The following is a 22,899-nucleotide window of genomic DNA, read 5'->3' as shown; positions in this document are numbered from 1 at the left end:
ATCATATGAGAACTTTAGTCAGCATTTTTGTATTGGTTTGTGCCCTTACCTCATCGGCTCAGAATACCTATATACATTGTGGAAATTTAATTGACACGGAATCTGGTAAAGTTCTCAAAGAGAAAACGATTATTGTTTCTGGGAATAAAATTATTTCGGTTAAAAATGGCTACGTTACACCCGTAAACCCAGAAGATGTTTCGGTAGATTTAAAATCAAAAACGGTAATGCCAGGTCTTATAGATATGCATGTGCATATTGAAGGCGAAACCAATCCAAAATCTTATTTAGAAGCTTACACTTTCAATGAGGCTGATGTAGCGTTTGCATCTGTAAACTACGCTAAAGTAACATTAATGAGTGGCTTTACAACCGTAAGAGATTTGGGTGGTTCAGGAGTAAATATAGCATTAAGAAACGCTATAAACTCTGGAACCATTGTTGGACCAAGAATTTTTACCGCAGGAAAAGCACTTGCTACTACAGGAGGTCATGCAGACCCTACAAACGGATCTAGTTACGAACTTATGGGTGATCCTGGTCCAAGAGAAGGAGTGGTAAATGGAGTAGAAGATGCTAAAAAAGCGGTAAGGCAACGTTATAAAAATGGCGCAGATTTAATTAAAATTACCGCCACAGGTGGAGTATTGAGTGTAGCTAAAAGCGGGCAGAATCCACAATTTACAGTCGAAGAAATTAAGGCCATTTGTGAGACCGCTAAGGATTATGGGTTTCATGTGGCAGCTCATGCACATGGTGATGAGGGTATGCAGCGTGCTATTCTAGGAGGTGTAAAAACGATAGAACACGGTACTTTAATGAGTGCTGAAACTATGGCATTGATGAAAGCACATAATGTGTATTTAGTACCTACAATAACTGCAGGAAAATTTGTGTCGGACAAAGCTAAGATTGAGGGATATTATCCTGAAATTATTGTGCCTAAAGCTTTAAATATTGGTCCTAAAATACAGAGTATGTTTAAGAGGGCATATAAAGCTGGGGTTGGTATTGCCTTCGGAACAGATGCAGCAGTATTTTATCATGGAGATAATGCTAAAGAATTTGGGTTTATGGTTGAAGCAGGTATGCCAGCCATAGAAGCAATACAAAGTGCCACCATAACCAACGCTATCATTTTAAAAATGGAAGACCAAATAGGACAAATAAAATCTAACTTTATAGCGGATATAATTGCGGTTAATGACAATCCGTTGACTTCTATTTCTACCATGGAAAACGTCATTTTTGTTATGAAAAATGGTGTTATTTACAAAAACTAACCAAATTTTAGTGATTTTGAGCTTATTGATTGTGTAATCAATAAGCTACAACGTTAAGAATATGATAATCCTATTAGTGTCTGATTTTCAATATGATAATATCGGGAATTGTTAACCCGGTTTTAACATGAATTTCTTGGAGTTGGTTATCAATCTTCGTTGCTTTGTAGTGAATGATAATTGAACAACATGAAATTGATAAGCATTAAAAGAGAGACCAAAACTGAAGGTCGCTTCACTAAAAAAATGGGTGTATTACAAACTAATGTCACCTACATCAAAAAACAATTTTTAAGTATTCCTTACAAAACACTTCACAAGTATCGTGAGACCTATTATGGCGAGGTTAAAGATTGTGAAGATTGCCAACTAGCACGTTAAGTTGTTTTTTCCTTTTTCTTACCGCTAAGAATACCACTAAAAAGTAATACAATCATACCTGCGGTAACAGACATATCTGCAACATTAAAGATTCCGGTTTTAAAGACTCCACCGAGATCTATATAGAAAAAGTCAGTGACTTGGCCAAAGACAATACGGTCAAAGACATTGGCTATGCCTCCTCCTACAATACAACAAAATGCAATAAGACTCATACGGTCTAGTTCTTTTGTTTTTACGATATAATAAGTGACGTAGGCTAAAACAATGGCAGGTAACACTAGTAAGAATACTAATCTTAATGTAGGATTCATATCACTACCCATACCTAAAAAGGCACCTTTGTTTTCAACCCATATAAGTTGAAAATAATCTTGGATGACATTAATTTGCCCTTTCCCTCCTCTAATCATTGTAGATCTCACAATGACTTTAGATATTTGGTCTATCGCAATATTAAAAGCGACGAGTAGTATAATAAATAGATTTCTATTCAAAGCAGCGATATTTAGGCGTTTTTTTCAAGAGTAGCTGAAGTTGTTTCCGCCTCACGATGTATTTTCTTTACTAATCCTTGTAATACTTTCCCTGGACCCACCTCTGTAAAATGAGATGCACCATCAGCTATCATTTGTTGTACTGATTGCGTCCAACGCACAGGAGCCGTTAATTGTGAAATTAAATTAGCTTTAATCTCGGTTTCATCTGTAATGGCAGAAGCGGTTACATTTTGATATATAGGACAGTTAGGTTTGTTAAACGTTGTATTTTCAATAGCAGCAGCTAATTCTTCACGTGCAGGCTCCATTAAGGGAGAATGAAACGCGCCTCCAACAGGTAATACTAGAGCGCGTCTGGCACCAGCTTCTTTTAGAGCTTCACATGCTTTGTTGATCGCTTCAATTTCACCAGAAATTACTAATTGACCTGGGCAATTATAATTAGCAGCTACCACAACACCTTCAGTCGTTTTACAAATATCTTCCACCACATTATCCTCCAAACCTAAAACGGCAGCCATTGTGCTAGGTTGTAATTCACAGGCTTTCTGCATGGCTTGTGCACGTTGAGAAACTAATTTTAGTCCATCCTCAAATGTTAAAGCTCCAGCAGCAACTAAAGCAGAAAATTCTCCTAGAGAATGCCCAGCAACCATATCTGGTTTAAAACTGTCTCCCAGTGTTTTAGCTAAAATTACAGAATGTAAAAAGATTGCTGGTTGGGTAACTTTAGTTTCTTTTAAATCTTCTTTAGAGCCTTCAAACATAATATCGGTAATATGAAAACCGAGTATGTCATTGGCTTTTTCAAATAATTCTTGTGCTAAAGCTGAGTTTTCGTAAAGGTCTAGTCCCATCCCTGAGAATTGAGCACCTTGACCTGGAAATATATATGCGTTCATTTAGGTTTCAATTTAAGATGCGAAAATAATAATAATTTATTTAAGTGACTGTTATAGCTGTTGGATTCACAGCTTTAATTTTGGTGATATAAAAGAGCTTTAGATTTTTATTTTAATCTAAAAAAAAAAAGGATGTTTTGAAAAAAACATCCTTTTAAGCTAACCTCTTATTCCCTACAACAAAAAGTTACCTGATTTTTATCGTTATGTCTTCCGTACGCTTAAGCTTTAAGTAGTACAGCTAAATATTCTGTGTTACAATCTGGTTTCAATTGGTATATACTACCTATGTCAATTCTATCATGAATCTCTATTCCCATTAAAATCAATACTTGTGCTGCAATCAGTGATACGGCAAATAAAATGAGTACAAATACTAATAAAGATTTCTTCTTCACAATTAAGTAGGTTAATACTAACAATATTATAGCAATATTAGAAATCGTGAAAAAAAATGTCGTGAAGTGAAGAGTTTTGTACGTGTAAATATTTTTTACACCCTCTTAAACAGTTATCAATCGCTCAATGAGCAAAACAGGCTTATTTTGGTGTGTTTTAACCTATAATACATTATATGATTTTGTAAATGCTTCCTTATAGGTATGAGAGATTGGGATTTCTTGTTGTTGAATATAAATTACAGATCCTTTTACGCTGTCAATGTTTTCTAATTTAACTGCATAAGAGCGATGTACACGTGTAACTCCTTTTAATTTATTAGTCTTAATAAAGTTATCTATAGAATCTCTTTTAAGGTATTTTCTGGTTTTGGTTTGAATTTCTATATATTTATCTGAAGACATAATGTAGAGCAAATCACTGTCTTTTACTTTATGAATTTCATGACCTATTTTAATGGCGAAGTAACTGTTGTTTTGTTGATGTCTTTTTAAAACAATATTTAAAGTTGAAAATATTGTAGCTTCATTAAAAGGTTTTAGTATATAACCATCAGGTGTGAGTTTAGAGGCTTCATTTACAGTGGATTCATCTGCAAAGGAAGTTAGAAATACAAATGGTATATTTAAATGTTGTCTAATGTATGAAGCAATTTCAAAACCTTGATTTTTACCATGCATATGTATATCTAGTATAGCAATATCTGGAGTTTTAGACTGTAAGGCTTTTATAGCACTTTCAGCATTAAAAGCTATTTCTGAAACTTTGTAATCCAATTCTTCTAAAATGCTACAAAGCTGTTCTGAAATGAATACATCATCATCTACAATTAATACTTTTGTTTTCTTTCTATCTGGCATTAAATGTAATATTTAGTGCAAATCCGTTTGCATTATTCGTTTCTATTTTACCGAGCAATTGACGCGTTGAAAGTGAATAAACCAATTTCATTCCAAAGGATTTAGTCGTTTCTATATTAAAGCGTTCTGGCAAACCTTCACCATTATCTGTATAATTAAACGTAATGGTGTTAGTACCGGTTTTAGCAGCTCTAATATCAACTTGCTTTTGGTCTGTTTTACGCCAAGCGTGTTTAATGCTATTTGCAATTAATTCGTGCAAAATAAAGCCTAAAGCTTGCGCCTGTTCTACATCTAACCATAAAACTTTCCCATGTACTTCAAAACGGTCTTCAGGAGATTGAATCGGTTTTAATAACAAATTTACAATATCATTAAAATATTCTAAAACATCAATTTGTTGGTAATTCCCTTTTTGATACATTTTTTGGTGTACCAACTGCATGGCATCAATTCTTTTCTTACTATCGCTTAACGCTTCTTTTGTGACATCGTCCTCTGTACTTTTTGATTTCAAATACAAAATAGAAGACACAACTTGCATATTGTTTTTAACGCGATGATGAACCTCTTTTAAAAGTATCTCTTTATCCTTTAATGCGGCTTTAATTGCTTTATTTTTTGCGGCAAGTACAGCAGCAGTTTTTTTATTCTCAAAATAGTAATACGTAATGCAAAGCACTATTAGAATAAGAGCTAGTATACTCGTGATAGCGATATAGTTTTTTAATTTACTACGCTCTTCTTTTTTATTGTATTCAAATTGAAGCTGCTTAATTTCGTTAACTTTATTAATACTGTCTTTAAACGATTTTTGCTTGTATGTGTCTTGTAGATCTAACCGTATAATATCTTTTATATCTTCTTCATCTCTAATTTTATTATTGTACGTATTAAATTCTTTATGATATTTCACAGAATTTAATAAATCACCACGTTTTTCATGAGTTAGAGCCAAACCTTCGCTAGCTAATTTTAAGGTCTGTAGTAAATTAGATTCTTTAGCAAGATGATACGCTTTTTGGTAATAATTGTGACTTTCCGATATTTGGTTGCGTTTGCTATAAATATTGGCAGCAATGATATAAGCTTTATCTAAATCGTCTTTAATTTTTAAATTCTCGAACTGATTTATAGCTAATGAAATGTACTCTAAAGCAGAGCGCGTATCATTTTGTAACAAATAGGTGTGTGCCAAATTTGCTCTTATTTTAGCTTGCGAAACATACGCTTTTCTGGTTGTAGCAATGTGCAATGCTTGCTTAAAATAAGCTGATGCTGTTATTAAATTGTTCAGCACAATATGTAATTCTCCTAACTTATTTAAGGAATGAATAAGACGATTGTTGTTATTGAGACGTTTCGCATAGTCAACGGCAGTAGTATAGTTTTTTTCGGCAGTTTTATATTCTTTAATACTTAGATTAATATCTCCAAGACTTTCATAAATGGATGATTTAAAGCCAACCAATTTATTAATGTGGCAGTAGTTTAATGCTTCCTCAAAGGTTTCTATACTTAGTTTGTATTTGCCTTGGGCTTCATATATTTCTCCGATATTAATTTGAGCTCTAGCATATTCAATACGTAGATTATAGGTCTGGGAATGCTCTAAGCTTTTATAGTGGTAGGCTAACGCAAGCTCAGAATTTCCTAGACTATTATTGAGATTTCCTAGATCTCCATTCAATTCGGCAATACCATTATGATAATTGTTTTTTATTGCATTATCTAAACCTTCTTGTAAGGTTTTAGAGGCTTCATCAAACAATCCTAGCATCATTTGAGAATGCCCTAAATAATGATAAGCTTTAGATGTCATCTTGTAATCTGAACTTGTTTTAGCAAATTCTAAAAATGCAATGCTATGTTTTAATCCTTGATTAAAATCGACATATATTGTCTTCCAAGCACAATACTTGTAAGCTTTTAATCTTACGTCAATAGAGTTTTTAGGATTTATTGCTACGTGATGAGATGAGTCAATAGCGCGTTGTTTTTTTTGGTCAACTTGAGCATAGCTAGTTGTTGTAAAAAATAAGGCAATTAAAATATAGATCAATTTCATGCGCTATGACGAATTTGGCAACTTTTCATTTAATAGAATTAGGTTGTAGCAGTAGCAGCTTCTGCACAGCGCTCTCCATCCATGGCAGCTGAAATTATACCACCAGCATAACCACCACCTTCTCCACAAGGGAATAAATTGGTAATTTCAGGGTGTTCTAAAGTTTCGGTTCTAGGAATATTTACTGGTGAAGACGTTCGTGATTCTACACCAATAACATTGGCTTCTTCTGTATAATAGCCTTTCATTTTTTCTCCAAAAGCCTTAAACCCTTTTCTTAATGATCCTCCAATTATTTTTGGTAATAATGAATGCAATGGTGCCGATGTTAATCCTGGTTGATAAGACGTTTCGTTTAAGCTTGACGACAGTTTGCCTTCTACAAAATCTGTAAGTTTTTGAGCAGGTGCCGATTGTCGTCTGCCTCCAGCCGTAAAAGCCAAGCGTTCTAAGTTTTTTTGATATTCTAAGGCTTTTAAAGGGCCAAATTGCTCATATTTATAGAGGTCTTTATCGACATTAATTTCTGTAACGATCCCTGAATTCGCGAACTTATTATTCCGCTTAGAAGGTGACATACCATTGACTACAACTTCACCATTTGCAGTTGCTGCTGGTACAATAAAACCACCAGGACACATGCAAAAGGAATACACACCTCTGTGATTTATTTGCTCCACCAAGCTATAAGATGCTGCGGGTAATAATTCATCGCGTTGCTGTCCTTTGCAATGGTACTGAATACCATCTATAATGTCTTGAGGATGTTCTACACGTACACCCATGGCAAACGACTTTGCCTTAAGCTTTATTTTTTTATCGTTAAGTAAATAGAAAATATCTCTAGCAGAATGGCCCGTGGCTAAAATTACTTTATCTACCTGTAACTCGTTACCATCTTGCAATTGAATAGCCGTAATGTTTTTATTTTTAATAGTGAAATCTGTTACACGACTTTCAAAATGAACTTCACCTCCATATTTAATAATATTTTCTCTAATATTTTCAACCACTTTAGGTAACTTATTGGTTCCGATATGGGGATGCGCATCGACTAAAATCTGATCTGTAGCTCCGTGGTAAACGAGATTTTCGAAAATTCTACGAACATCGCCACGCTTTAAGCTTCGGGTGTATAATTTGCCATCAGAATAAGTGCCAGCTCCACCTTCACCAAAACAATAATTAGAATCTTCATTAACAAAATGATCTTGGTTAATGGCTTTTAAGTCGCGTCGACGATCTTGCACATTTTTACCACGTTCTAAAACTATAGGTTTAAAACCTAGTTCTATACAGCGCAAGGCAGCGTACATTCCTGCTGGTCCAAAGCCAATAATATGAATAGGTTTCCCTTTAGAAACATCTTTATAGTCAAAATGATACTCTGAAGTTTCTGGCATGGGTTCATTGATATAAACTTCAACCTTATAGTTAAACATTATATTTCGCTTACGCGCATCAATTGATTTTCTCAGGATTCTGATTCCTGAAATTTCAGAAGGTTGCAGGTCTAAATCATAAGCTGCTTTTTTTAGTAACCCATCAGCTTGTCTTTCTTGTTGTAAATTGATACGTAGTTGTAAGGCTTTTATCATGCGACAAAATTAAATAAAAGAAATGGTATTAAAGGAGCTTGATAAATAGTTTGTTGTGGATTATAATGCGTAAGGAAAACAAAAAACCACGTTTTTAAACGTGGTTTTTTTTAAGTGAATATCTAATATTTAGCGAATACCTAATTAAGATTTTGTCTTAGGACGATCTCTATTTATCTCCGTGATATCAATTTCAGTGGCTTCTACACCTAGTAAGTGTTTGCTAAAATGATCTGCTCTAAGCCAAAAGGAATATTCAGTCATGTTTCCAAAACTATGACGTTGTCCAGGCATAAGCATAAAATCGAAACGTTTATTTGCTTTAATGAGTTCGTTAGCCATTCTTATTGTGCCTCCAGGATGTACATTGTTATCTACATCTCCAGTAATAAGCATCAAATTGCCTTTAAGATTTTTAGCTAAGGATTGGTTGTTGTCAATAAGGTATTTGTATTTTACGTTGCCGTCATCATCCATTTCTTCTTGCACTCCGTGGTGTGTTTCACTCCACCAGCTGTTGTAAATGTTATTGTCGTGATTTCCTGCAGAAGATACGGCAGCTTTAAAGAAATCTGGATATACTAACATGGCAGCTGTAGACATAAATCCACCACCAGAATGGCCGTAAATTCCCACTTTTTCGATATCAATAAAATTATGTTTGTCCGCTAATTGTTCAGCCACGTGTCTTTTGTCTGCTAAACCGTAGTCTCTTAAGTTTCCATAACCGTAATTATGATACCATTTAGAACGGTCTGGATGGCCACCACGATTACCCATTGTTACTACAATAAATCCTACTTGCGCCATGCGGTCTAAACGATCCATTCTTACAGAAAATGATTTGTTAACAGCTTCGGTTTGTGGCCCAGGATAGACATATTCTAATAAGGGGTATTTTTTTGTTTCATCAAAATCAAAAGGTTTATACATTACTCCGTAAATATCAGTAATACCATCATCAGCTTTCATTTTAAATGTTTCAGGAAATTGATAACCTGTAGCCATTAGCTGCGATAAATCGGCTTCTTCTAATTCCATAATGAGTTTACCAGTACTTGATCTTAATTCAGATTTAGGTACTGTATTTACCCTCGAATAATTACTAACAAAATACGCATTGGAATCCGCCATGCTTGTACTGGTATTAAAATCTCCAGGATTTAAAGCTTGTAAGCCAGAACCGTTGAGGTTAATTTTATAAAGATGTTCGTAATAGGGATCTTGGTCTTTTGGAATGCCATGTGCCGTAAAATAAAGCGTCCTACTTTTATCGTCCACTCCGATAGCGCGTTCTACATGATAAGATCCAGAGGTTACTGCATTTTTGAGGTTGCCTTCTGTATCGTATAAATAATAATGTGCCCAACCAGAACGTTCTGCCCAATGTAACATTTCAGTTTCGTTATTTATCAGCACTAAAGGGCGCGATTCGATATAAGTATTAAAACGTTCTTCAATTAATACTTTGGTTTCACCTGTTTGGATGTCTGCTACACAGATGTCTAATTTTTTACGATCTCTACTGATGGTACTATAGTAGATTTTACCTTTTTTTGATAACAATAAAGAAGGTGTAAAATCGTCATCATAACTCGATCTTTTTCTCGGTTCACGATACACCTGAACGCTTTGCTGCTTCACTGTATCTAATTGTACCTGAATGCTGCTTTTTGATGGTATATCGAAAACATGAAGTTCAGTTTTGTAATATTCATCTTCGCCTGGCATATGATATTTATATGTTTCTAAAGTAGGGCGTTTACTAGATGTTGTATTTATAACCCATAAATCTTTAATATGTCTAGAGTCTGTTCTCTGGAATACAAATTTCTTAGAATCATGAGACCAAACACCACGAACATATTTGCGTTTGTCTTTATTCTTTAGTTTGGTTTCATTGTTTTCACCACGACTACTGCCTCCGTAACCATAATGCTCTTCACCATCGGTAGTCCATTGATTTTCTACAATAGTAGAGTCTTTTTCGTTTTTAACAGCTTTAAGAAAATTGTCTTTATCCATCCAATACAAATTGTGATGTTTAGAAAATAAGACCACAGAACTATCAGGTGCTATATTGGCCCACTTTTTCCAACTTTCTTTATCTTTCTTTTTATTACTGATAACGGTTAAGCCATTACTACCAAGTTGGTATTCAAAATGATATACTTTATTTACTTTTTTAGCTTTTTTGGCCTTTCCTTTTTTCTTAGTTTTAGTAGAATCGGTGTCTTTTGATACCTTGTCTTTCTCATCTTTGACTTCATCTACTTTTTCAGTAGAGGTGACGTAAAAACGAATTGCGGTTTCATTTTTTACAAATTCAAAATCAAATTTTGGTAAATGCTTAGCATCATAAGGATCTTTGGTGATTTCTGTCAACCATTTGGCCATTTTTTCATTATCAAAAAGTTCTTTTTTACTACGTTTATCTGCATCGACAATGTAATATTTTGAACCTTCTGTAGTTTTATATTGATACCAAAAACGATTTCCGTTTTTTAACCAGTGTGGTCTCACGGATGTAGAGTGAACTAGCTTGGCTAAATTGGTTGGAGAGTATTTAGCTGCAGCTCTATAATTGGGTGTTGGAATGGTGTTTTCTTGGTCGTTGTTCTGTGCTTTTATTAAACTGAAGGATAAGCTAAAAAGTAGTAGAAAAATTAATTTTTTCATGCCTTGTGCATTGGTTTTAGTTAGGTTAGTATCTCGATTTGACTAAAATAGGCTGAATATTATAAAATTGGTAAATATTTAACATTAGGCTAACGAATTAGAACTGCATGTTTTTGAGGTCAGCATTACAAAATTGTAATCTCTTCCTGAATAAAAAGATAAACAGATAGCTAACATTGAATTTTCCGTCAGTATTTACTTGCTTTTTAACTGAAAGTTCTATTTTTATGTAGAGATTTATTAAATTATAAAGTATCTTACTTTTTTTAAGAGAAACATAAATGCCCATTTTTAAGAAAGATCCTTTACAAATTATTGCATTTCAGAGTTATGGAACAGATTCTCACTTTTATGCTCGAGGTAGAGCCTTAGAAGATGAGTCTATAAATTTGGATGCCAAAAGTACATGGCAACTTATTCTAAATTCATGGAAGCGTTTTGGAACTGATGAAATAAAAAACATTGATTTAAATTTAAAACTGTCTAATAACGTTGTTTTAAAAGCGACTACAGATCACAAAGGCTATTTTAGAATTGAAGCACAGTTAGACGATTTAAAATCATTGACAAATGAAGAAGGTTGGTTGTTTTTTGAATTATCTTATGACAATCAAAACATAACACATCCTATTCAGAATCAAAATCGTTTTCCTGGAGAATTACTAATTCCTTCTAGTAAAGCACAGTTCGGCGTTGCAAGTGATATTGATGATACTATTCTACATACAGGAGTCGTTTCGCTTTTAAAATGGAGATTAATATATAATAGTTTGTTTAAGAGTGCTATAAGTAGGATTCCTTTAGAGGGTTCTGTAGAGTTTTTTCATAAGCTACATCGTGGAGTCTCTGGTGATAATGCAAATCCTATTTTTTACGTAAGCCATAGTCCATGGAATCTATACCGTTACCTAAAACTCTTTTTAAAACAAAATAACTTTCCTAAAGGCCCTATTCTATTGCGAAGTGTTAGTGAAGCATTAAAGAAAAAACAAAAGGGTGAAAAGCCTCAAAAACAAAAGGAAATTTTGAATCTTCTTAAAACCTATCCTCACTTGCCCTTTATTTTAATCGGTGATAATGGCGAGCATGATCCGGATATTTATATGGAAATTGCGAACGAATTTCCAGACAGAATATTAGCCATATACTTGCGTAGTGTAAAGCATAAAAAGAAAATGTTACGGGTTAGAGGAATTATAGATCAATATAAGACCACACCAATGTTACTCGTTGAAAACAGTCAGCAAGCTATTGAACATGCTAGAGAGAACGGATTTATAGCGCAGTAAAGCCATAAACTACAGTTCAAGGATAATAAAAGATGATCAAAAGTCATCGTTAGAATAAGCCATTTATTTCGGCATCAATTCTATTAATGATATCTCCTAAATCTTCAGGGTTAGCAACAAAATCGAGATTATCAACGTCAATGATAAGTAAGTTACCTTTATCATATTTAGTAATCCATGCTTCGTAGCGTTCATTTAAACGACTTAAATAATCAATACTAATGGTATTTTCATAATCCCGACCACGTTTGTGAATTTGGTTCACTAAATTAGGAATAGAGCTGCGAAGGTAGATTAATAAATCTGGTCCTTTTACAAAGGATTCCATCAATTCAAAAAGAGAAGAGTAGTTCTCAAAATCGCGATTGGTCATTAAGCCCATGGCATGCAAGTTAGGTGCAAAAATATGGGCGTCTTCATAAATCGTTCTATCTTGGATGATGTCCTTTCCGCTATCGTGAATTTGATTGACTTGGCGAAACCTGCTGTTTAAGAAATAGACTTGCAAATTGAAGCTCCAACGTTCCATTTGATTATAAAAATCATCTAAATACGGATTGTCAACCACGTCTTCTAATTGTGCCTCCCATTTAAAATGTTTAGCGAGTAATTTTGTGAGCGTTGTTTTTCCAGCTCCTATATTTCCTGCAATAGCAACGTGCATAATCTATTCTATTTTTAAATGGTATTGACGTAGTAAATTTTCGTGGTAAATATACACTGTTTCGTTGGTTACCAAAAACTGTTTTATTAACAAATTTGGATGTTTTATAGGTTTAATATCAGAAGCATTTTTTTCTAAAATAAATAGAGATTTTTCTTTTTTTAAAATTAAGTGAGCTTCGTTAAAGGCTAAACTTTCATAGCCTGAATTTTCTATTTTTCTAATTAAGCTTCCGAAATAATTATAGACGTATAAATAGTTTTTAGTCAGCAAGTAACAATAATTATAATCGCTTTTTAAATCTAGAACTTCAGATTGCACAGGTACGGTTTTGAGTTTAATTTTATTCGATTTAAAATCGTATAATTCTAAATATTGAAAATCTTGATTAAATAGCCATATTGAATTGTCGTAGCCAGATGAAACAAAAGAGACGTTTTTATAAGGCTGAATAGTATTGAAATCTATTTTTTTTATTTCTGCCAAACGGTTATCTAGTACTACAACTGTATTAAAATCTCTGTAAAACAAATTTATTTTTAAAGGATTAAAAGTATTTGCAGTAGTAATATCTCCTAATTGAAAATTGGCATAGGTTATAATAGTGTCCTTTGTTTTTTTATGAAATGAATTATTTTCGGTAGCATAATAGAGCGTTCCAAAATTATCAATCCCAAAAATAGCTTTAGCTTCAAGTTTTGTGGAATCTCTTAGTGTCGCTGTAATTTGCTTTGATGAGTTTTCTTGAGAAAAACCAACTAAACATAAAAAGAGAAATAAAAAAACTAATTTTTGCATAGCTATGGGCGAATAATATTGAAAAGTACAAAAATTGTTTCAGTTTAGAATCGTAGGTAGTGTAGGTTTTTAATTCTAGTGACAATTAGCCATCTAATAACGATGGAAAAGCACAACTTAAACCGTTAACTTATACCCAAATCCACGAACATTAATAATCTGAATACGCTTATCTTTTATCAGTTTTTTTCTGAGTTTACTGATAAAAACATCCATGCTGCGCGCTGTAAAAAAGTCGTCAGTTCCCCAGAGTTTATTTAATATTAAAGAGCGATCTAAAACCTGATTTTTATTTTTTATAAGATGAAACAACAAATGTGCTTCGCGATGGGTGAGTTGCACAAAGTCTTCATCCTTAAATGTAAGATGTTGTTTAGGAAACTCGAAGGTATAGTCTCCTATTCTTATAATATCAGATTTTTTTTGAGTTTTGGTACGAGACAACAAATTGTGTACTCTCACGATGAGCTCTTCCATACTAAACGGTTTTTTTAGATAATCGTTTCCTCCAATAGAAAACCCTTCAACCACATCAGCAGTTTGAGATTTAGCGGTTAAAAATATAATAGGAATATCATCGTCAATAGCTCTAATGTTTTTTGCTAAAGTAAATCCATCTAGTTTAGGCATCATGACATCTAAAACTAAAATTTCTGGTTTTTCCGTGGTGTATTTTTCAAAGGCTTTTTCGCCATTTTCGCACAGCATAACTTCAAAATCTCGAGTTTCTAAACTTTCTTTTACAATTTGTCCTAATGCGGCTTCATCTTCAGCCAATAACAATTTAATTTTATTAGCCATTTGGTAGTGTTATTTTAAATGTGGTTGCCTTCTTATCTAGCTCTAAAGCGATATTACCGTGATGTTTATTAATTATGGTTTTGGTGTAGTACAGACCAATTCCAAAACCTTTTACATTATGAGTATTACCTGTAGGAACACGATAAAATTTATCGAAAATCTTGCTTTTATGCTCGCTTGATAAACTATTACCATTATCAGAAATTAAAATATGAAATGTCGTTTTACTTGCTTTTAACTGTATAGTAATAGTATCTCCTCCATACTTTATAGCGTTATCTAAAATGTTGTTCAATGCATTTTCTAAGTGAAAATTATCTGCATTAATGATTAGGCTTTGGAGTGGAATGTCGCTATAAAATGTTTTGTTTGGAAATTGAATGATATACCGCTCTATCAACGCTTTGAGCATTGTAATAAAATCATAATCTGTTTTGTTTAGTTTTAGACTACCACTGTCTAATGTTGCGGTTTCTAAGAGTTTTTCTACCATGATATTCAATTTGTTTAATTGTACGGTAGACATGCTGAGGTATTTCTTAGTTTTTTCTTTGTTATCAATAGTATTAAAGTTACTAATGCTTTCTAAAGCGGCACTAACCGTTGCAATAGGTGTCTTAAATTCGTGAGTGATATTGCTAATTAAATCATTTTTTACTTCGGCTAATTGCTTTTGATGTTTTATGATTTTTAAAAGATAAAAAAGACAGCTGATTACGGCTAATACTAAGAGTGTTGAAATTAAAATACCACCGAGAATTCGATTTAAAATCACCTTTGTAGTGTTGGTAAAAAGAATCGCTAAGGAAGTTCCACCAGGCAAAAATGTAGAGTTTGTTTTGGTTTGTAAATAGCCTTGAGATTGATATTTAGAATCTAATTCTGGTTTGTATTGTTGTATTAAGGAATCCGTTTTAAAAAGGGTTGGGTCGTCATAGTTCAAGAAAAAATCAACGTTAATGTTTTTGCGCTCTAATTCTTTCGAAACCCTTTGCTCAACAGCTTTAACATCTAGAGTGTCATTATTTATAGAAATCATCACCTTGGAGGTTAAGAACTCAGCATTTCTGAATTGAACCTCTTTGTTATCGATTTTAAAGCTATTACTATCGTGATTGAAATCCGCTTTTTTTAGGGGTTTTTCTTTTTTAGAAAGTTGTTTAGACATTGAATCTGCCTTATGCCCTCTAAATATCGTTATGCCTTCAATACCATCTACATCTAACGAATCGAGATGACGAAAGCCTTGTTTAGATTCATCAATACGCTCAAAAAAATGTTCTAATTCTCCACCTTCTTTAAAAGCGTTCTTTTGCATATCTCCTTCAAGAAACACACCAATTGTTGTACGTTCTGCTAAATCTGCGTAATAATCATCTACAGCTTTATCCAAACTAATTTGCACCTCATTGATGAGCTGTTGTTTATTGGTTTGGTAGTTTTTGTAATTCCAGTAGATCTGTATACCAATTGTAATAATAATTACGGTGACGATGGTATATAAAATCCATTGATATCGTTTGTCATTCATATGCCAAATGTATAAAGTTAATCTTTAAGTTATGCGATTGGTTAACACACGTTAACACTGGTTAACCTAAAAGCCAAATTGATGTTGAGATATTTGTAGAGCAATAACTTTAAAAGAAAACCATCCATATGATTACAATTTATAAATCTTACAAGTCTAATAAATTCAAAACGTTAAAATATGCTTGTTTAAGCATACTCATTGTAATGTCTATGATTGGGTTTAGTCAGTCTGAACATAAATCTAAGTACGATAGACCAATTGCAGAAATTGAGCACCATGCACTAAATATAGTGGTCACTGTAGATTCGTTACAAGAATTGCAATCGGAACTCATTTTGACTGATTTCAACGTATTATTAGAGGAAGCTAAAGCGTACCAGAATCTCTCTTTTGAGCTGGTTTGCAATGTAAAAGGTCTTTCTAAGGGATACACTAAATCCATGACCTTAAAAATTGAAAGTACAACAGAAAATAAAGATTACTTTTTAAGCCGTATAAAAAAGCTTAAGGAGGTCGCTATTAATTATTATACTCACAAAAATTAAAAACCAATAAAATGATAATGTTAACAAGAATTATAATAATGACCCTTATGGTGGTGCTACCAACTGTAAATGCTCAAGATTTTCAAGGAGTAGCCACCTACAAAACTCATCGCGATTTTGATATTAAAATGGATAGTACTAAAGTAAATGATGCGATGCAGAAACAAATGATTGAAATGATGAAAAAGCAATTTCAAAAAACATATACTTTAACTTTTAATAGATCAGCATCTGTATATAAACAAGAAGTAGCGTTAGATAAGCCTCAAGTTGGTAGCGGTTTTCAGATGTCTTTTAGTAGTGGTGGGTCTGATGTGTTTTACAAAAATATACAACAGAAAACGTACATAGATCAAAAGGAAACTATGGGTAAAAAATTCTTAATTAAAGATACTATAGTACCTATAGATTGGCAGCTTCAATCCGATACTAAACATATTGGTGAATATATGTGCTTTAAAGCTACCTATACCAAACAAGTGCCTAAAGTGAATTTTAATTTTAACAGTGGTTCTAATAAAAAAGAGGATAATACAGAAAAGGAAAAAGAGCCAGAAATGACCGAACGTACGGTAACCGCGTGGTATACTCCACAAATTCCGGTAAGTAATGGGCCTGCAAAATACCAAGGACTCCCAGGTTTAATTTTAGAGATTCACGATGGTAAGCTCACCGTTATTTGTAGTAAAATTGTAATTAATCCTGAAGAACAAATTAAGATTGAAGCACCAACGAAAGGTAAAGAAGTGAATCAAAAAGAATACGATATAATTATGGATAAAAAACAAAAAGAAATGATGGAGCGTTATGCACCGAGTAGAGGATCTAAGGATGGAGCAATTCATATCACCATAGGAGGTTAATTTCCTTAACACAAGTTTAACATATCTCAATTTAACTTTTCTTCATTTGTAGAGTCTTATGGTTAAGATTAACACAACTATTATAAAGTTTAACTATACTATTTAAAATGAAGAAATTACCACTCAAGATTGCGTTACTATTAATTGTTCTTATTTCTGGATCAAATTTGTTTGCTCAAGATTTTCAAGGAAAAGCGTCTTATATGTCTAAAACAACTATGGATTTAGACCAGTTTGGAGGTCAAGACATGACACCAGAACGTAAAAAGCAAATTGAAGAACGCATGAAGAGCTTTTTGGAAAAAGAGTACACATTAACTTTTAATAAATTGGAATCCATTTATAAAGAAGAAGAAAAATTAGCTGCTCCTGGAACAAGAGGTGGAAGAGGAGGCTTTGGATCTAGCTTAACAGGTGGTCCAATCTATAAAAATGTGCAAACTAAAGAGATGCTAAAAGATGAAGAGTTCTTTGGAAAACAGTTTTTAGTTAAAGATGAATTAAAAGCTATTGAATGGCAGATGGGTACTGAAACTAAAACGATTGGACAATATACTTGTTTTAAAGCCACGGTAACTATAGAGCCACAAGGGGTAGATTTTCAAAGTTTCAGAGGTCCTAGAGGGCCAAGGTCAAAAGATAACGGTGAAGGTGCCAAAGACTCTACAGATGCTAATAAACCAGCAGAACCTAAAATGATAGAAGTTGTAGCATGGTATACACCACAAATTCCAGTGAACCAAGGTCCAGGTAATTATTGGGGTTTACCAGGTTTAATTTTAGAGGTAAATGCGGACCGTACAACGATATTGTGCACTAAAATTGTATTAAATCCAAAAGAAAAAGAAACCATAGAAAAGCCTAAAAAAGGTCAAGAAGTAACACAGAAAGAATATACCGAAATTACGACTAAAAAAATGGAAGAAATGAGAGAGATGTATGGTGGCCGTAACAGAGGTGGTGGACGAAGACGAAACTAAATTCTAATGACGTCATTGCCATAGAAAACTAACTAACAAAATACCATAACCAAATTATATGAAAAATATTTTAGCACTGCTATTTACTTTAGCGGTAATGAGTTCTTTTGCTCAAATTAAAATGCAAGGAGTTGTTAAAGATAGTATTGGGGCGCCATTAGAGTTAGCCAATATCATAGCTATTAACAAAGAATCTAATACCTTAGAGTCTTACGCCATTACTGATGCCGACGGAAAATATGTTATTTCATTAGGTAAAAATGGAACATATAGTATACAAATCAGTTATATTGGATTGAAATCCGTAAATGAAACTGTTGAGACTAAAGATGTTGATATTACCAAAGATTTTAGCATGGTTGCAGATAATATGTTAGATGCTGTTGAGCTAACATACGATATGCCAGTCACCGTTAAAGGAGATACTCTTATCTATAACGCAGATTCGTTTAAGAGCGGAACAGAACGAAAACTTGAAGATGTTTTAAAAAAATTACCTGGCGTAGAAATTACCTCAGAAGGTAAGATTGAGGTCGAAGGAAAAGAGGTGAGTAAACTTATGGTGAATGGTAAAGACTTCTTTGATGGTGATACAAAATTGGCGACTAAAAATATTCCTTCAAATGCTGTCGATAAAATTCAAGTTTTACGTAATTATGCTGAAGTAGGACAATTAAGTAGCGTTCAAAATAACCAAGATAATGTGGCTATCAATATTAAATTAAAAGAAGGAAAAGAAAACTTTTGGTTTGGGGATGTTACAGCAGGTGGAGGAGTGGCACCATCTCCAAATGATAATCTGTATCTAGTACAACCAAAGCTATTTTACTACAGTCCTAAATACAGTATTAACGTTATTGGTGATATTAATAATATTGGTGAAGTGGCCTTAACAGGAAGAGATCTTCGAAATTTTGGAGGAGGTTTTAGAAGTCCTAGTTCTAGCAGTGGTACAAGTCTTAATCTTGGAGATAACGGATTAAGTGGTATAACAAATGTAGACGATTCTCAATCGGTTGAGTCTAAGCTAGCCGCAGTTAACTTTAGTTATTCACCAAATAAAGCTTTAGATTTAAGTGGTTTTTTAATCTATAACAGTAATAGGCTAAATACTAGAGAAGAAAGTTTTGTAAGATATACTAATTCAGAGCTTGGTATTCCAGATGAAGAAACCATCCAAACTGGTAGAGAAGCTACTAACCAAGGATTAGCAAAGTTAAGCGCAGCCTATAAGCCAAACGCTAATAACCAATTAAACTATGATGTTTTAGCACGTATTTCTGATGATTCTGAAACTCAAAATGAATTTTCATCTGTAGTGGGTAATACATTTCAAGTAGACGAAGCTAAACCTTATAGTATAAATCAAAATGTAAATTATTACTATACCCTAAATGAGAACAATATTTTTGCTTTTGAGGCGCAGCACTTATTAAAAGATGAAGATCCATTTTACAATGCAATATTGGTAAATGATCCTTCTAATAATTTTGCTACAGACCCAGAAGAACGCGATGCTTTTGATAATACAGCTGATGAATTAGGATTGGATTTAGATCAATTAAGTTATGATTTAAATCAAGATAGACGTATAAAATCGAATCAATTAGATGCGAAATTAGACTATTATAATATTTTGAATTCAAAAAGTAATATTAACCTTACTTTAGGGACTATTTTAAGTACACAGAAGTTTAATTCTAATATTTTTCAATTTTTAGATGATGGTACTTATTATGATCCTATTTCAACCGTTACAACAGAGGAAGGTGAAGTATTACGAAATGAAAATGATACTGAGTATAATTTTAGCGATATTTATTTGGGTTTTCATTACCGATTAAAAACAGGTAAGTTTACCATTACACCAGGGTTTTCGGTACATGCTTATGGTAATAAAAACACGCAATTTGGGGAGACTTACGAAGATAATTTCTTTAGAATATTACCAGACTTCGAAACGCAAATTCAATTTAAAAAGAGTGAGAGTTTAACGTTTAGATACAATATGCAAAACTCATTTACAGATGTTACAAGTTTAGCTGAAGGTTTGGTTTTAAACGATTATAATAGTCTTCAGTATGGTGAACCAAACTTACAGAATTCACTTTCACATAATTTAAGTTTACGATATTTTAGTTTTAATTTATTTAATTATACCAATGTTTTTGCTTTCCTAAATTATAACAAGAATATTGACCAAATAAGATCGTTCACTAACTTTGATAATGTTATTAGAACTAGTACGTATTTTAATTCAAATTTTGCAGATGAGAGCGTTTCTGCGAGTGGTCGTGTGCAACGAACTTTCGGGAAATTAAAAGCTAGTATGCGCTTAAGTTATAATTACAGCAAGAGTAATCAATTTGTGGAAGATGTAAGATCGGTAAATGAGACTTTTTCTCAAACTTATTCGCCAGAAATAAGCACTAATTTTAGAGAGGCACCAAATGTAACTTTAGGGTATAGATATAGCGTTTCTGATACAAAACAAGGAGAGAACGATACGCAATTTATTACAAATGCTCCATCAGTAGAGTTTGATGCTTACATATGGAATGCTTTTACATTTAGAACTGATTATTCATACACCAGTCAAAGTAGTAATGTAAACGAAACACAGTCCTATCAAACTTGGAACGCAAGTTTATCTTATAGAAAAGATGAAGATGCTAAATGGGAATACCAAATTAAGGCGACGAATTTATTAAATATAGATTCTGAGGTTAATAATGGTTCTAGTAATATTTCAGTTTACAGTTCAGAAACCTTTATTTTACCTCGTTTTGTTACCTTTAGATTGACTTATACTCTATAATTGATAATAACAATTTAAAAGCCTCACTTCTTTAAGAAGTGAGGCTTTTTTTATATGTATAAAATAAGATTTTAATTATCCCTCAAAACATGTACCATTCCACTAATAGTATGTGTGTTTCCTTCATAATCTTCGTATGTTCCATTAAAATTGATGTCAATATATTCTCCAACGCTTCCAAGGGAAGTAAGATTGTAAATTATGTTGTTATTAACATTAGAAATACCGAGACATTCTTCAAGATTGAAACCTGTGTTCTCATCACCAGTATCATTCCATGCGTAATTGTCATAGGTGCCTTCATAGTTGGTGTTGTCTAATTTTCCGAACATATAAAAGCAATTACCGTCATTACTAGAGCCACTAAGGGTTAATATAGGTGCGTTATAATTTGGTGAGTTTGTGTCGAACTGACTATTTATATTATCCAAAATATAAATGACGTCGCCATCATCAATGCTATATTGAACAAACTCAGAAACCGTATTGCAGGCCGTTATGGTACCAATATTAGTTAAAGGAGTTGTAAAAGTGTAACTAATACTATCTGTTGTTTGAAGATTTACATAATCACTTGCTTTTATTTGAAAAGTATTGTCTTCTTCACAACGTAATAAGCTTATTTCAAAAGTGCCATCACTTACAACATCTGTAAAAATTTGACCACCATATTTTAACTGAACGTAACCATCGGTTACTGCATTGTCATCACATGTATTAAAATTTCCTGTTATAGTTTCTTCTATAATATCTGAGCTTTCCGGTACTGTTATAGAAATATCAGAATCTGTTGTAAAAGGACCTATCATTTCTGAATAAAGTGCTGTATTTCCACAAAAATCATAACTATACACATTAAGTTCTAAGCTTTCATTGCTAGGTATATAACCACAAACTTCTCCATTTTCGTTAGTAAAACCAGTGGTTGTACCATAAGTTAGACTGGTTATTTTTACCCAAAGATTGTTTAATGCATTGTTATCTTCATTGGTTGCTGTAATACATAGTGTAACTGCTTCTGCTTGAATGTCATAATTCCAAAATGAAAAATGAGATACAGTGCCGACATACATGTTGCCTTGTAATGTAGCTTCACCTTCTTCAATCCAGTAGCCTTTGGTTTCATCAAAATACCATAAAGGGATGGTGGCTGGTGCTATAGTCATTAAACTTGGATCAACATACATTTGAATTTCGGATGTTGAACCTTCCGCTAAATTAAGTTCTTCTCCAGCACTTCCTCGCAATTCTACAGCGAGCATACCAAGCGTTTGAAGCATGCGTTCGGCTCCTTCTTTGTTTTGGGCGTACAACATACCTGGGCGTTGTAAAGGCATATCCTCGTCGGTTGGGTCTAAATGATGTACAATCACATTTACTGATCCTGAATATTCTGAACCATCTTCTTTAATAAAGTTGCCGTCAAAATTAACAGAACTTCCATTGTTAAGCGAAACATTGCCAGTTTCTCCACTATTTACAGTACCTATAATATTGTGGTCTAATAACATCATCGTTACTTTATTGGTGCCATTAGAAGGTACCACATTTCTAGAACCATGGATATAACCTGTTTTTGAAGCTTTTATGTAGCCAAAACGTTCATTAATTGTCGCGTTCTTAATCATAAAGACACCATTGCTATCGGTATATGCGGTATCATCACCAATGGTGACTAAAACGCCTTCAATGGGAAGATGATTTTTATCAATGACGGTACCTAAAAAATCTCTTGAGATTTCATTACCAAAATATTCAGAAAATTCATCGGGAACAATTTCTTGTTGTTCACCTCCAGATATTCGGTCATCTTCATCTTTTGAACAGGAACTAAAAGTGAGTGTTGTTATAAGAATGAATAAAATAAACTTGGGGAATTTGCTTATACGTTTCATATTGAAATAGTTTTGATTGTTTATGATGTCTTATTTATAAAA

Annotated in this window: 19 protein-coding genes; 7 read left to right on the top strand and 12 right to left on the bottom strand. The window is 33.2% G+C overall.

The features are described 5' to 3' along the window. Window positions 1-5 precede the first annotated feature (5 nt). Both C8N41_RS00625 and C8N41_RS00620 read left to right on the top strand, forming a co-directional pair. Window positions 6-1,283 carry a metal-dependent hydrolase family protein gene (locus tag C8N41_RS00625; protein ID WP_115837748.1) on the top strand — a complete coding sequence of 426 codons (1,278 nt, stop codon included), beginning with the start codon at window positions 6-8 and terminating at the stop codon, window positions 1,281-1,283. A gap of 189 nt (window positions 1,284-1,472) precedes the next feature. Further along, window positions 1,473-1,664, top strand: a complete 192-nt coding sequence (locus C8N41_RS00620) for a hypothetical protein (protein ID WP_092446609.1) — start codon at window positions 1,473-1,475, stop codon at window positions 1,662-1,664. On the opposite strand, the gene lspA is transcribed toward C8N41_RS00620, so the two are convergent. From lspA to C8N41_RS00585, 7 genes are all read right to left on the bottom strand, one after another. Then, a complete protein-coding gene (gene lspA / locus C8N41_RS00615; protein WP_115837746.1) occupies window positions 1,661-2,161 on the bottom strand; it encodes a signal peptidase II in 501 nt (166 codons plus the stop codon). The genes C8N41_RS00620 and lspA overlap by 4 nt on opposite strands. Window positions 2,162-2,172: 11 nt before the next feature. Further along, complete coding sequence (gene fabD / locus C8N41_RS00610; RefSeq protein ID WP_115837744.1) at window positions 2,173-3,066, bottom strand: ACP S-malonyltransferase; 894 nt, start codon at window positions 3,064-3,066, stop codon at window positions 2,173-2,175. A gap of 221 nt (window positions 3,067-3,287) precedes the next feature. Next, a complete protein-coding gene (locus C8N41_RS16850; RefSeq protein WP_170137066.1) occupies window positions 3,288-3,464 on the bottom strand; it encodes a hypothetical protein in 177 nt (58 codons plus the stop codon). A 162-nt stretch (window positions 3,465-3,626) separates the two neighbouring features. Next, window positions 3,627-4,325 (bottom strand): LytR/AlgR family response regulator transcription factor, encoded by a 699-nt coding sequence (locus C8N41_RS00600; RefSeq protein ID WP_115837739.1) that lies wholly within the window; start codon window positions 4,323-4,325, stop codon window positions 3,627-3,629. Further along, a complete protein-coding gene (locus C8N41_RS00595; RefSeq protein ID WP_092446614.1) occupies window positions 4,315-6,393 on the bottom strand; it encodes a tetratricopeptide repeat-containing sensor histidine kinase in 2,079 nt (692 codons plus the stop codon). Before C8N41_RS00595 ends, C8N41_RS00600 begins: the two co-directional genes overlap by 11 nt. 38 nt (window positions 6,394-6,431) lie before the next feature. Beyond that, window positions 6,432-7,991, bottom strand: a complete 1,560-nt coding sequence (locus C8N41_RS00590; RefSeq protein WP_092446615.1) for an NAD(P)/FAD-dependent oxidoreductase — start codon at window positions 7,989-7,991, stop codon at window positions 6,432-6,434. A gap of 144 nt (window positions 7,992-8,135) precedes the next feature. After that, window positions 8,136-10,670, bottom strand: coding sequence for a S9 family peptidase (locus C8N41_RS00585; RefSeq protein ID WP_115837737.1), 2,535 nt, complete (start codon window positions 10,668-10,670; stop codon window positions 8,136-8,138). A 281-nt stretch (window positions 10,671-10,951) separates the two neighbouring features. Here C8N41_RS00585 and C8N41_RS00575 point away from each other — a divergent pair, with 281 nt between their 5' ends. Then, complete coding sequence (locus tag C8N41_RS00575) at window positions 10,952-11,959, top strand: App1 family protein (RefSeq protein WP_115837733.1); 1,008 nt, start codon at window positions 10,952-10,954, stop codon at window positions 11,957-11,959. A 49-nt stretch (window positions 11,960-12,008) separates the two neighbouring features. On the opposite strand, the gene C8N41_RS00570 is transcribed toward C8N41_RS00575, so the two are convergent. The 4 genes from C8N41_RS00570 to C8N41_RS00555 all read right to left on the bottom strand — a co-directional run bounded on the left by C8N41_RS00570 (window position 12,009) and on the right by C8N41_RS00555 (window position 15,753). Continuing rightward, on the bottom strand, window positions 12,009-12,623 hold the full coding sequence (locus tag C8N41_RS00570) for a deoxynucleoside kinase (RefSeq protein ID WP_092446618.1): 615 nt from the start codon (window positions 12,621-12,623) through the stop codon (window positions 12,009-12,011). Window positions 12,624-12,626: 3 nt separating this feature from the next. Then, window positions 12,627-13,421, bottom strand: coding sequence for a hypothetical protein (locus C8N41_RS00565; protein ID WP_092446619.1), 795 nt, complete (start codon window positions 13,419-13,421; stop codon window positions 12,627-12,629). 117 nt (window positions 13,422-13,538) lie between these two features. Then, window positions 13,539-14,222, bottom strand: a complete 684-nt coding sequence (locus C8N41_RS00560; protein ID WP_115837731.1) for a response regulator transcription factor — start codon at window positions 14,220-14,222, stop codon at window positions 13,539-13,541. Further along, window positions 14,215-15,753 (bottom strand): sensor histidine kinase, encoded by a 1,539-nt coding sequence (locus tag C8N41_RS00555; protein ID WP_115837729.1) that lies wholly within the window; start codon window positions 15,751-15,753, stop codon window positions 14,215-14,217. The genes C8N41_RS00560 and C8N41_RS00555 overlap by 8 nt, the downstream gene beginning before the upstream one ends. 128 nt (window positions 15,754-15,881) lie before the next feature. On the opposite strand from C8N41_RS00555, the gene C8N41_RS00550 reads away from it, so the two are divergent. The 4 genes from C8N41_RS00550 (at window position 15,882) to C8N41_RS00535 (ending at window position 20,962) form a co-directional block, all read left to right on the top strand. Next, the gene (locus tag C8N41_RS00550) at window positions 15,882-16,301 is read left to right on the top strand and encodes a hypothetical protein (RefSeq protein ID WP_115837727.1); all 420 of its coding nucleotides are present in this window, start codon (window positions 15,882-15,884) and stop codon (window positions 16,299-16,301) included. Window positions 16,302-16,312: 11 nt separating this feature from the next. Beyond that, window positions 16,313-17,164: a GLPGLI family protein gene (locus C8N41_RS00545; RefSeq protein ID WP_115837725.1), complete on the top strand. Its 852-nt coding sequence runs from the start codon at window positions 16,313-16,315 to the stop codon at window positions 17,162-17,164. Window positions 17,165-17,271: 107 nt separating this feature from the next. Further along, the gene (locus C8N41_RS00540; protein ID WP_115837723.1) at window positions 17,272-18,144 is read left to right on the top strand and encodes a GLPGLI family protein; all 873 of its coding nucleotides are present in this window, start codon (window positions 17,272-17,274) and stop codon (window positions 18,142-18,144) included. Between the two features lie 58 nt (window positions 18,145-18,202). Beyond that, window positions 18,203-20,962 (top strand): TonB-dependent receptor, encoded by a 2,760-nt coding sequence (locus C8N41_RS00535; protein WP_115837721.1) that lies wholly within the window; start codon window positions 18,203-18,205, stop codon window positions 20,960-20,962. Between the two features lie 71 nt (window positions 20,963-21,033). Here C8N41_RS00535 and C8N41_RS00530 read toward each other — a convergent pair whose 3' ends face one another. After that, window positions 21,034-22,857, bottom strand: a complete 1,824-nt coding sequence (locus C8N41_RS00530; RefSeq protein WP_115837719.1) for a hypothetical protein — start codon at window positions 22,855-22,857, stop codon at window positions 21,034-21,036. Window positions 22,858-22,899 lie beyond the last annotated feature (42 nt).

Source organism: Winogradskyella sediminis (assembly GCF_003387355.1).
Classification (GTDB): domain Bacteria; phylum Bacteroidota; class Bacteroidia; order Flavobacteriales; family Flavobacteriaceae; genus Winogradskyella; species Winogradskyella sediminis.
Note: the sequence above shows the minus strand (reverse complement) of the source record. Positions and strands in the feature narration are given on the sequence as shown.

What these genes read in the sequence shown, in the direction of transcription:
- C8N41_RS00555 (WP_115837729.1), bottom strand. Translation starts at nt 15,753, where the DNA reads ATGAATGACAAACGATATCAATGGATTTTATATACCATCGTCACCGTA.
- C8N41_RS00625 (WP_115837748.1), top strand. Translation starts at nt 6, where the DNA reads ATGAGAACTTTAGTCAGCATTTTTGTATTGGTTTGTGCCCTTACCTCA.
- C8N41_RS00570 (WP_092446618.1), bottom strand. Translation starts at nt 12,623, where the DNA reads ATGCACGTTGCTATTGCAGGAAATATAGGAGCTGGAAAAACAACGCTC.
- C8N41_RS00600 (WP_115837739.1), bottom strand. Translation starts at nt 4,325, where the DNA reads ATGCCAGATAGAAAGAAAACAAAAGTATTAATTGTAGATGATGATGTA.
- C8N41_RS00540 (WP_115837723.1), top strand. Translation starts at nt 17,272, where the DNA reads ATGAAGAAATTACCACTCAAGATTGCGTTACTATTAATTGTTCTTATT.
- C8N41_RS00545 (WP_115837725.1), top strand. Translation starts at nt 16,313, where the DNA reads ATGATAATGTTAACAAGAATTATAATAATGACCCTTATGGTGGTGCTA.
- C8N41_RS00620 (WP_092446609.1), top strand. Translation starts at nt 1,473, where the DNA reads ATGAAATTGATAAGCATTAAAAGAGAGACCAAAACTGAAGGTCGCTTC.
- C8N41_RS00530 (WP_115837719.1), bottom strand. Translation starts at nt 22,857, where the DNA reads ATGAAACGTATAAGCAAATTCCCCAAGTTTATTTTATTCATTCTTATA.
- C8N41_RS00560 (WP_115837731.1), bottom strand. Translation starts at nt 14,222, where the DNA reads ATGGCTAATAAAATTAAATTGTTATTGGCTGAAGATGAAGCCGCATTA.
- C8N41_RS00595 (WP_092446614.1), bottom strand. Translation starts at nt 6,393, where the DNA reads ATGAAATTGATCTATATTTTAATTGCCTTATTTTTTACAACAACTAGC.
- C8N41_RS00575 (WP_115837733.1), top strand. Translation starts at nt 10,952, where the DNA reads ATGCCCATTTTTAAGAAAGATCCTTTACAAATTATTGCATTTCAGAGT.
- C8N41_RS00590 (WP_092446615.1), bottom strand. Translation starts at nt 7,991, where the DNA reads ATGATAAAAGCCTTACAACTACGTATCAATTTACAACAAGAAAGACAA.
- C8N41_RS00535 (WP_115837721.1), top strand. Translation starts at nt 18,203, where the DNA reads ATGAAAAATATTTTAGCACTGCTATTTACTTTAGCGGTAATGAGTTCT.
- C8N41_RS00585 (WP_115837737.1), bottom strand. Translation starts at nt 10,670, where the DNA reads ATGAAAAAATTAATTTTTCTACTACTTTTTAGCTTATCCTTCAGTTTA.
- fabD (WP_115837744.1), bottom strand. Translation starts at nt 3,066, where the DNA reads ATGAACGCATATATATTTCCAGGTCAAGGTGCTCAATTCTCAGGGATG.
- C8N41_RS00565 (WP_092446619.1), bottom strand. Translation starts at nt 13,421, where the DNA reads ATGCAAAAATTAGTTTTTTTATTTCTCTTTTTATGTTTAGTTGGTTTT.
- C8N41_RS00550 (WP_115837727.1), top strand. Translation starts at nt 15,882, where the DNA reads ATGATTACAATTTATAAATCTTACAAGTCTAATAAATTCAAAACGTTA.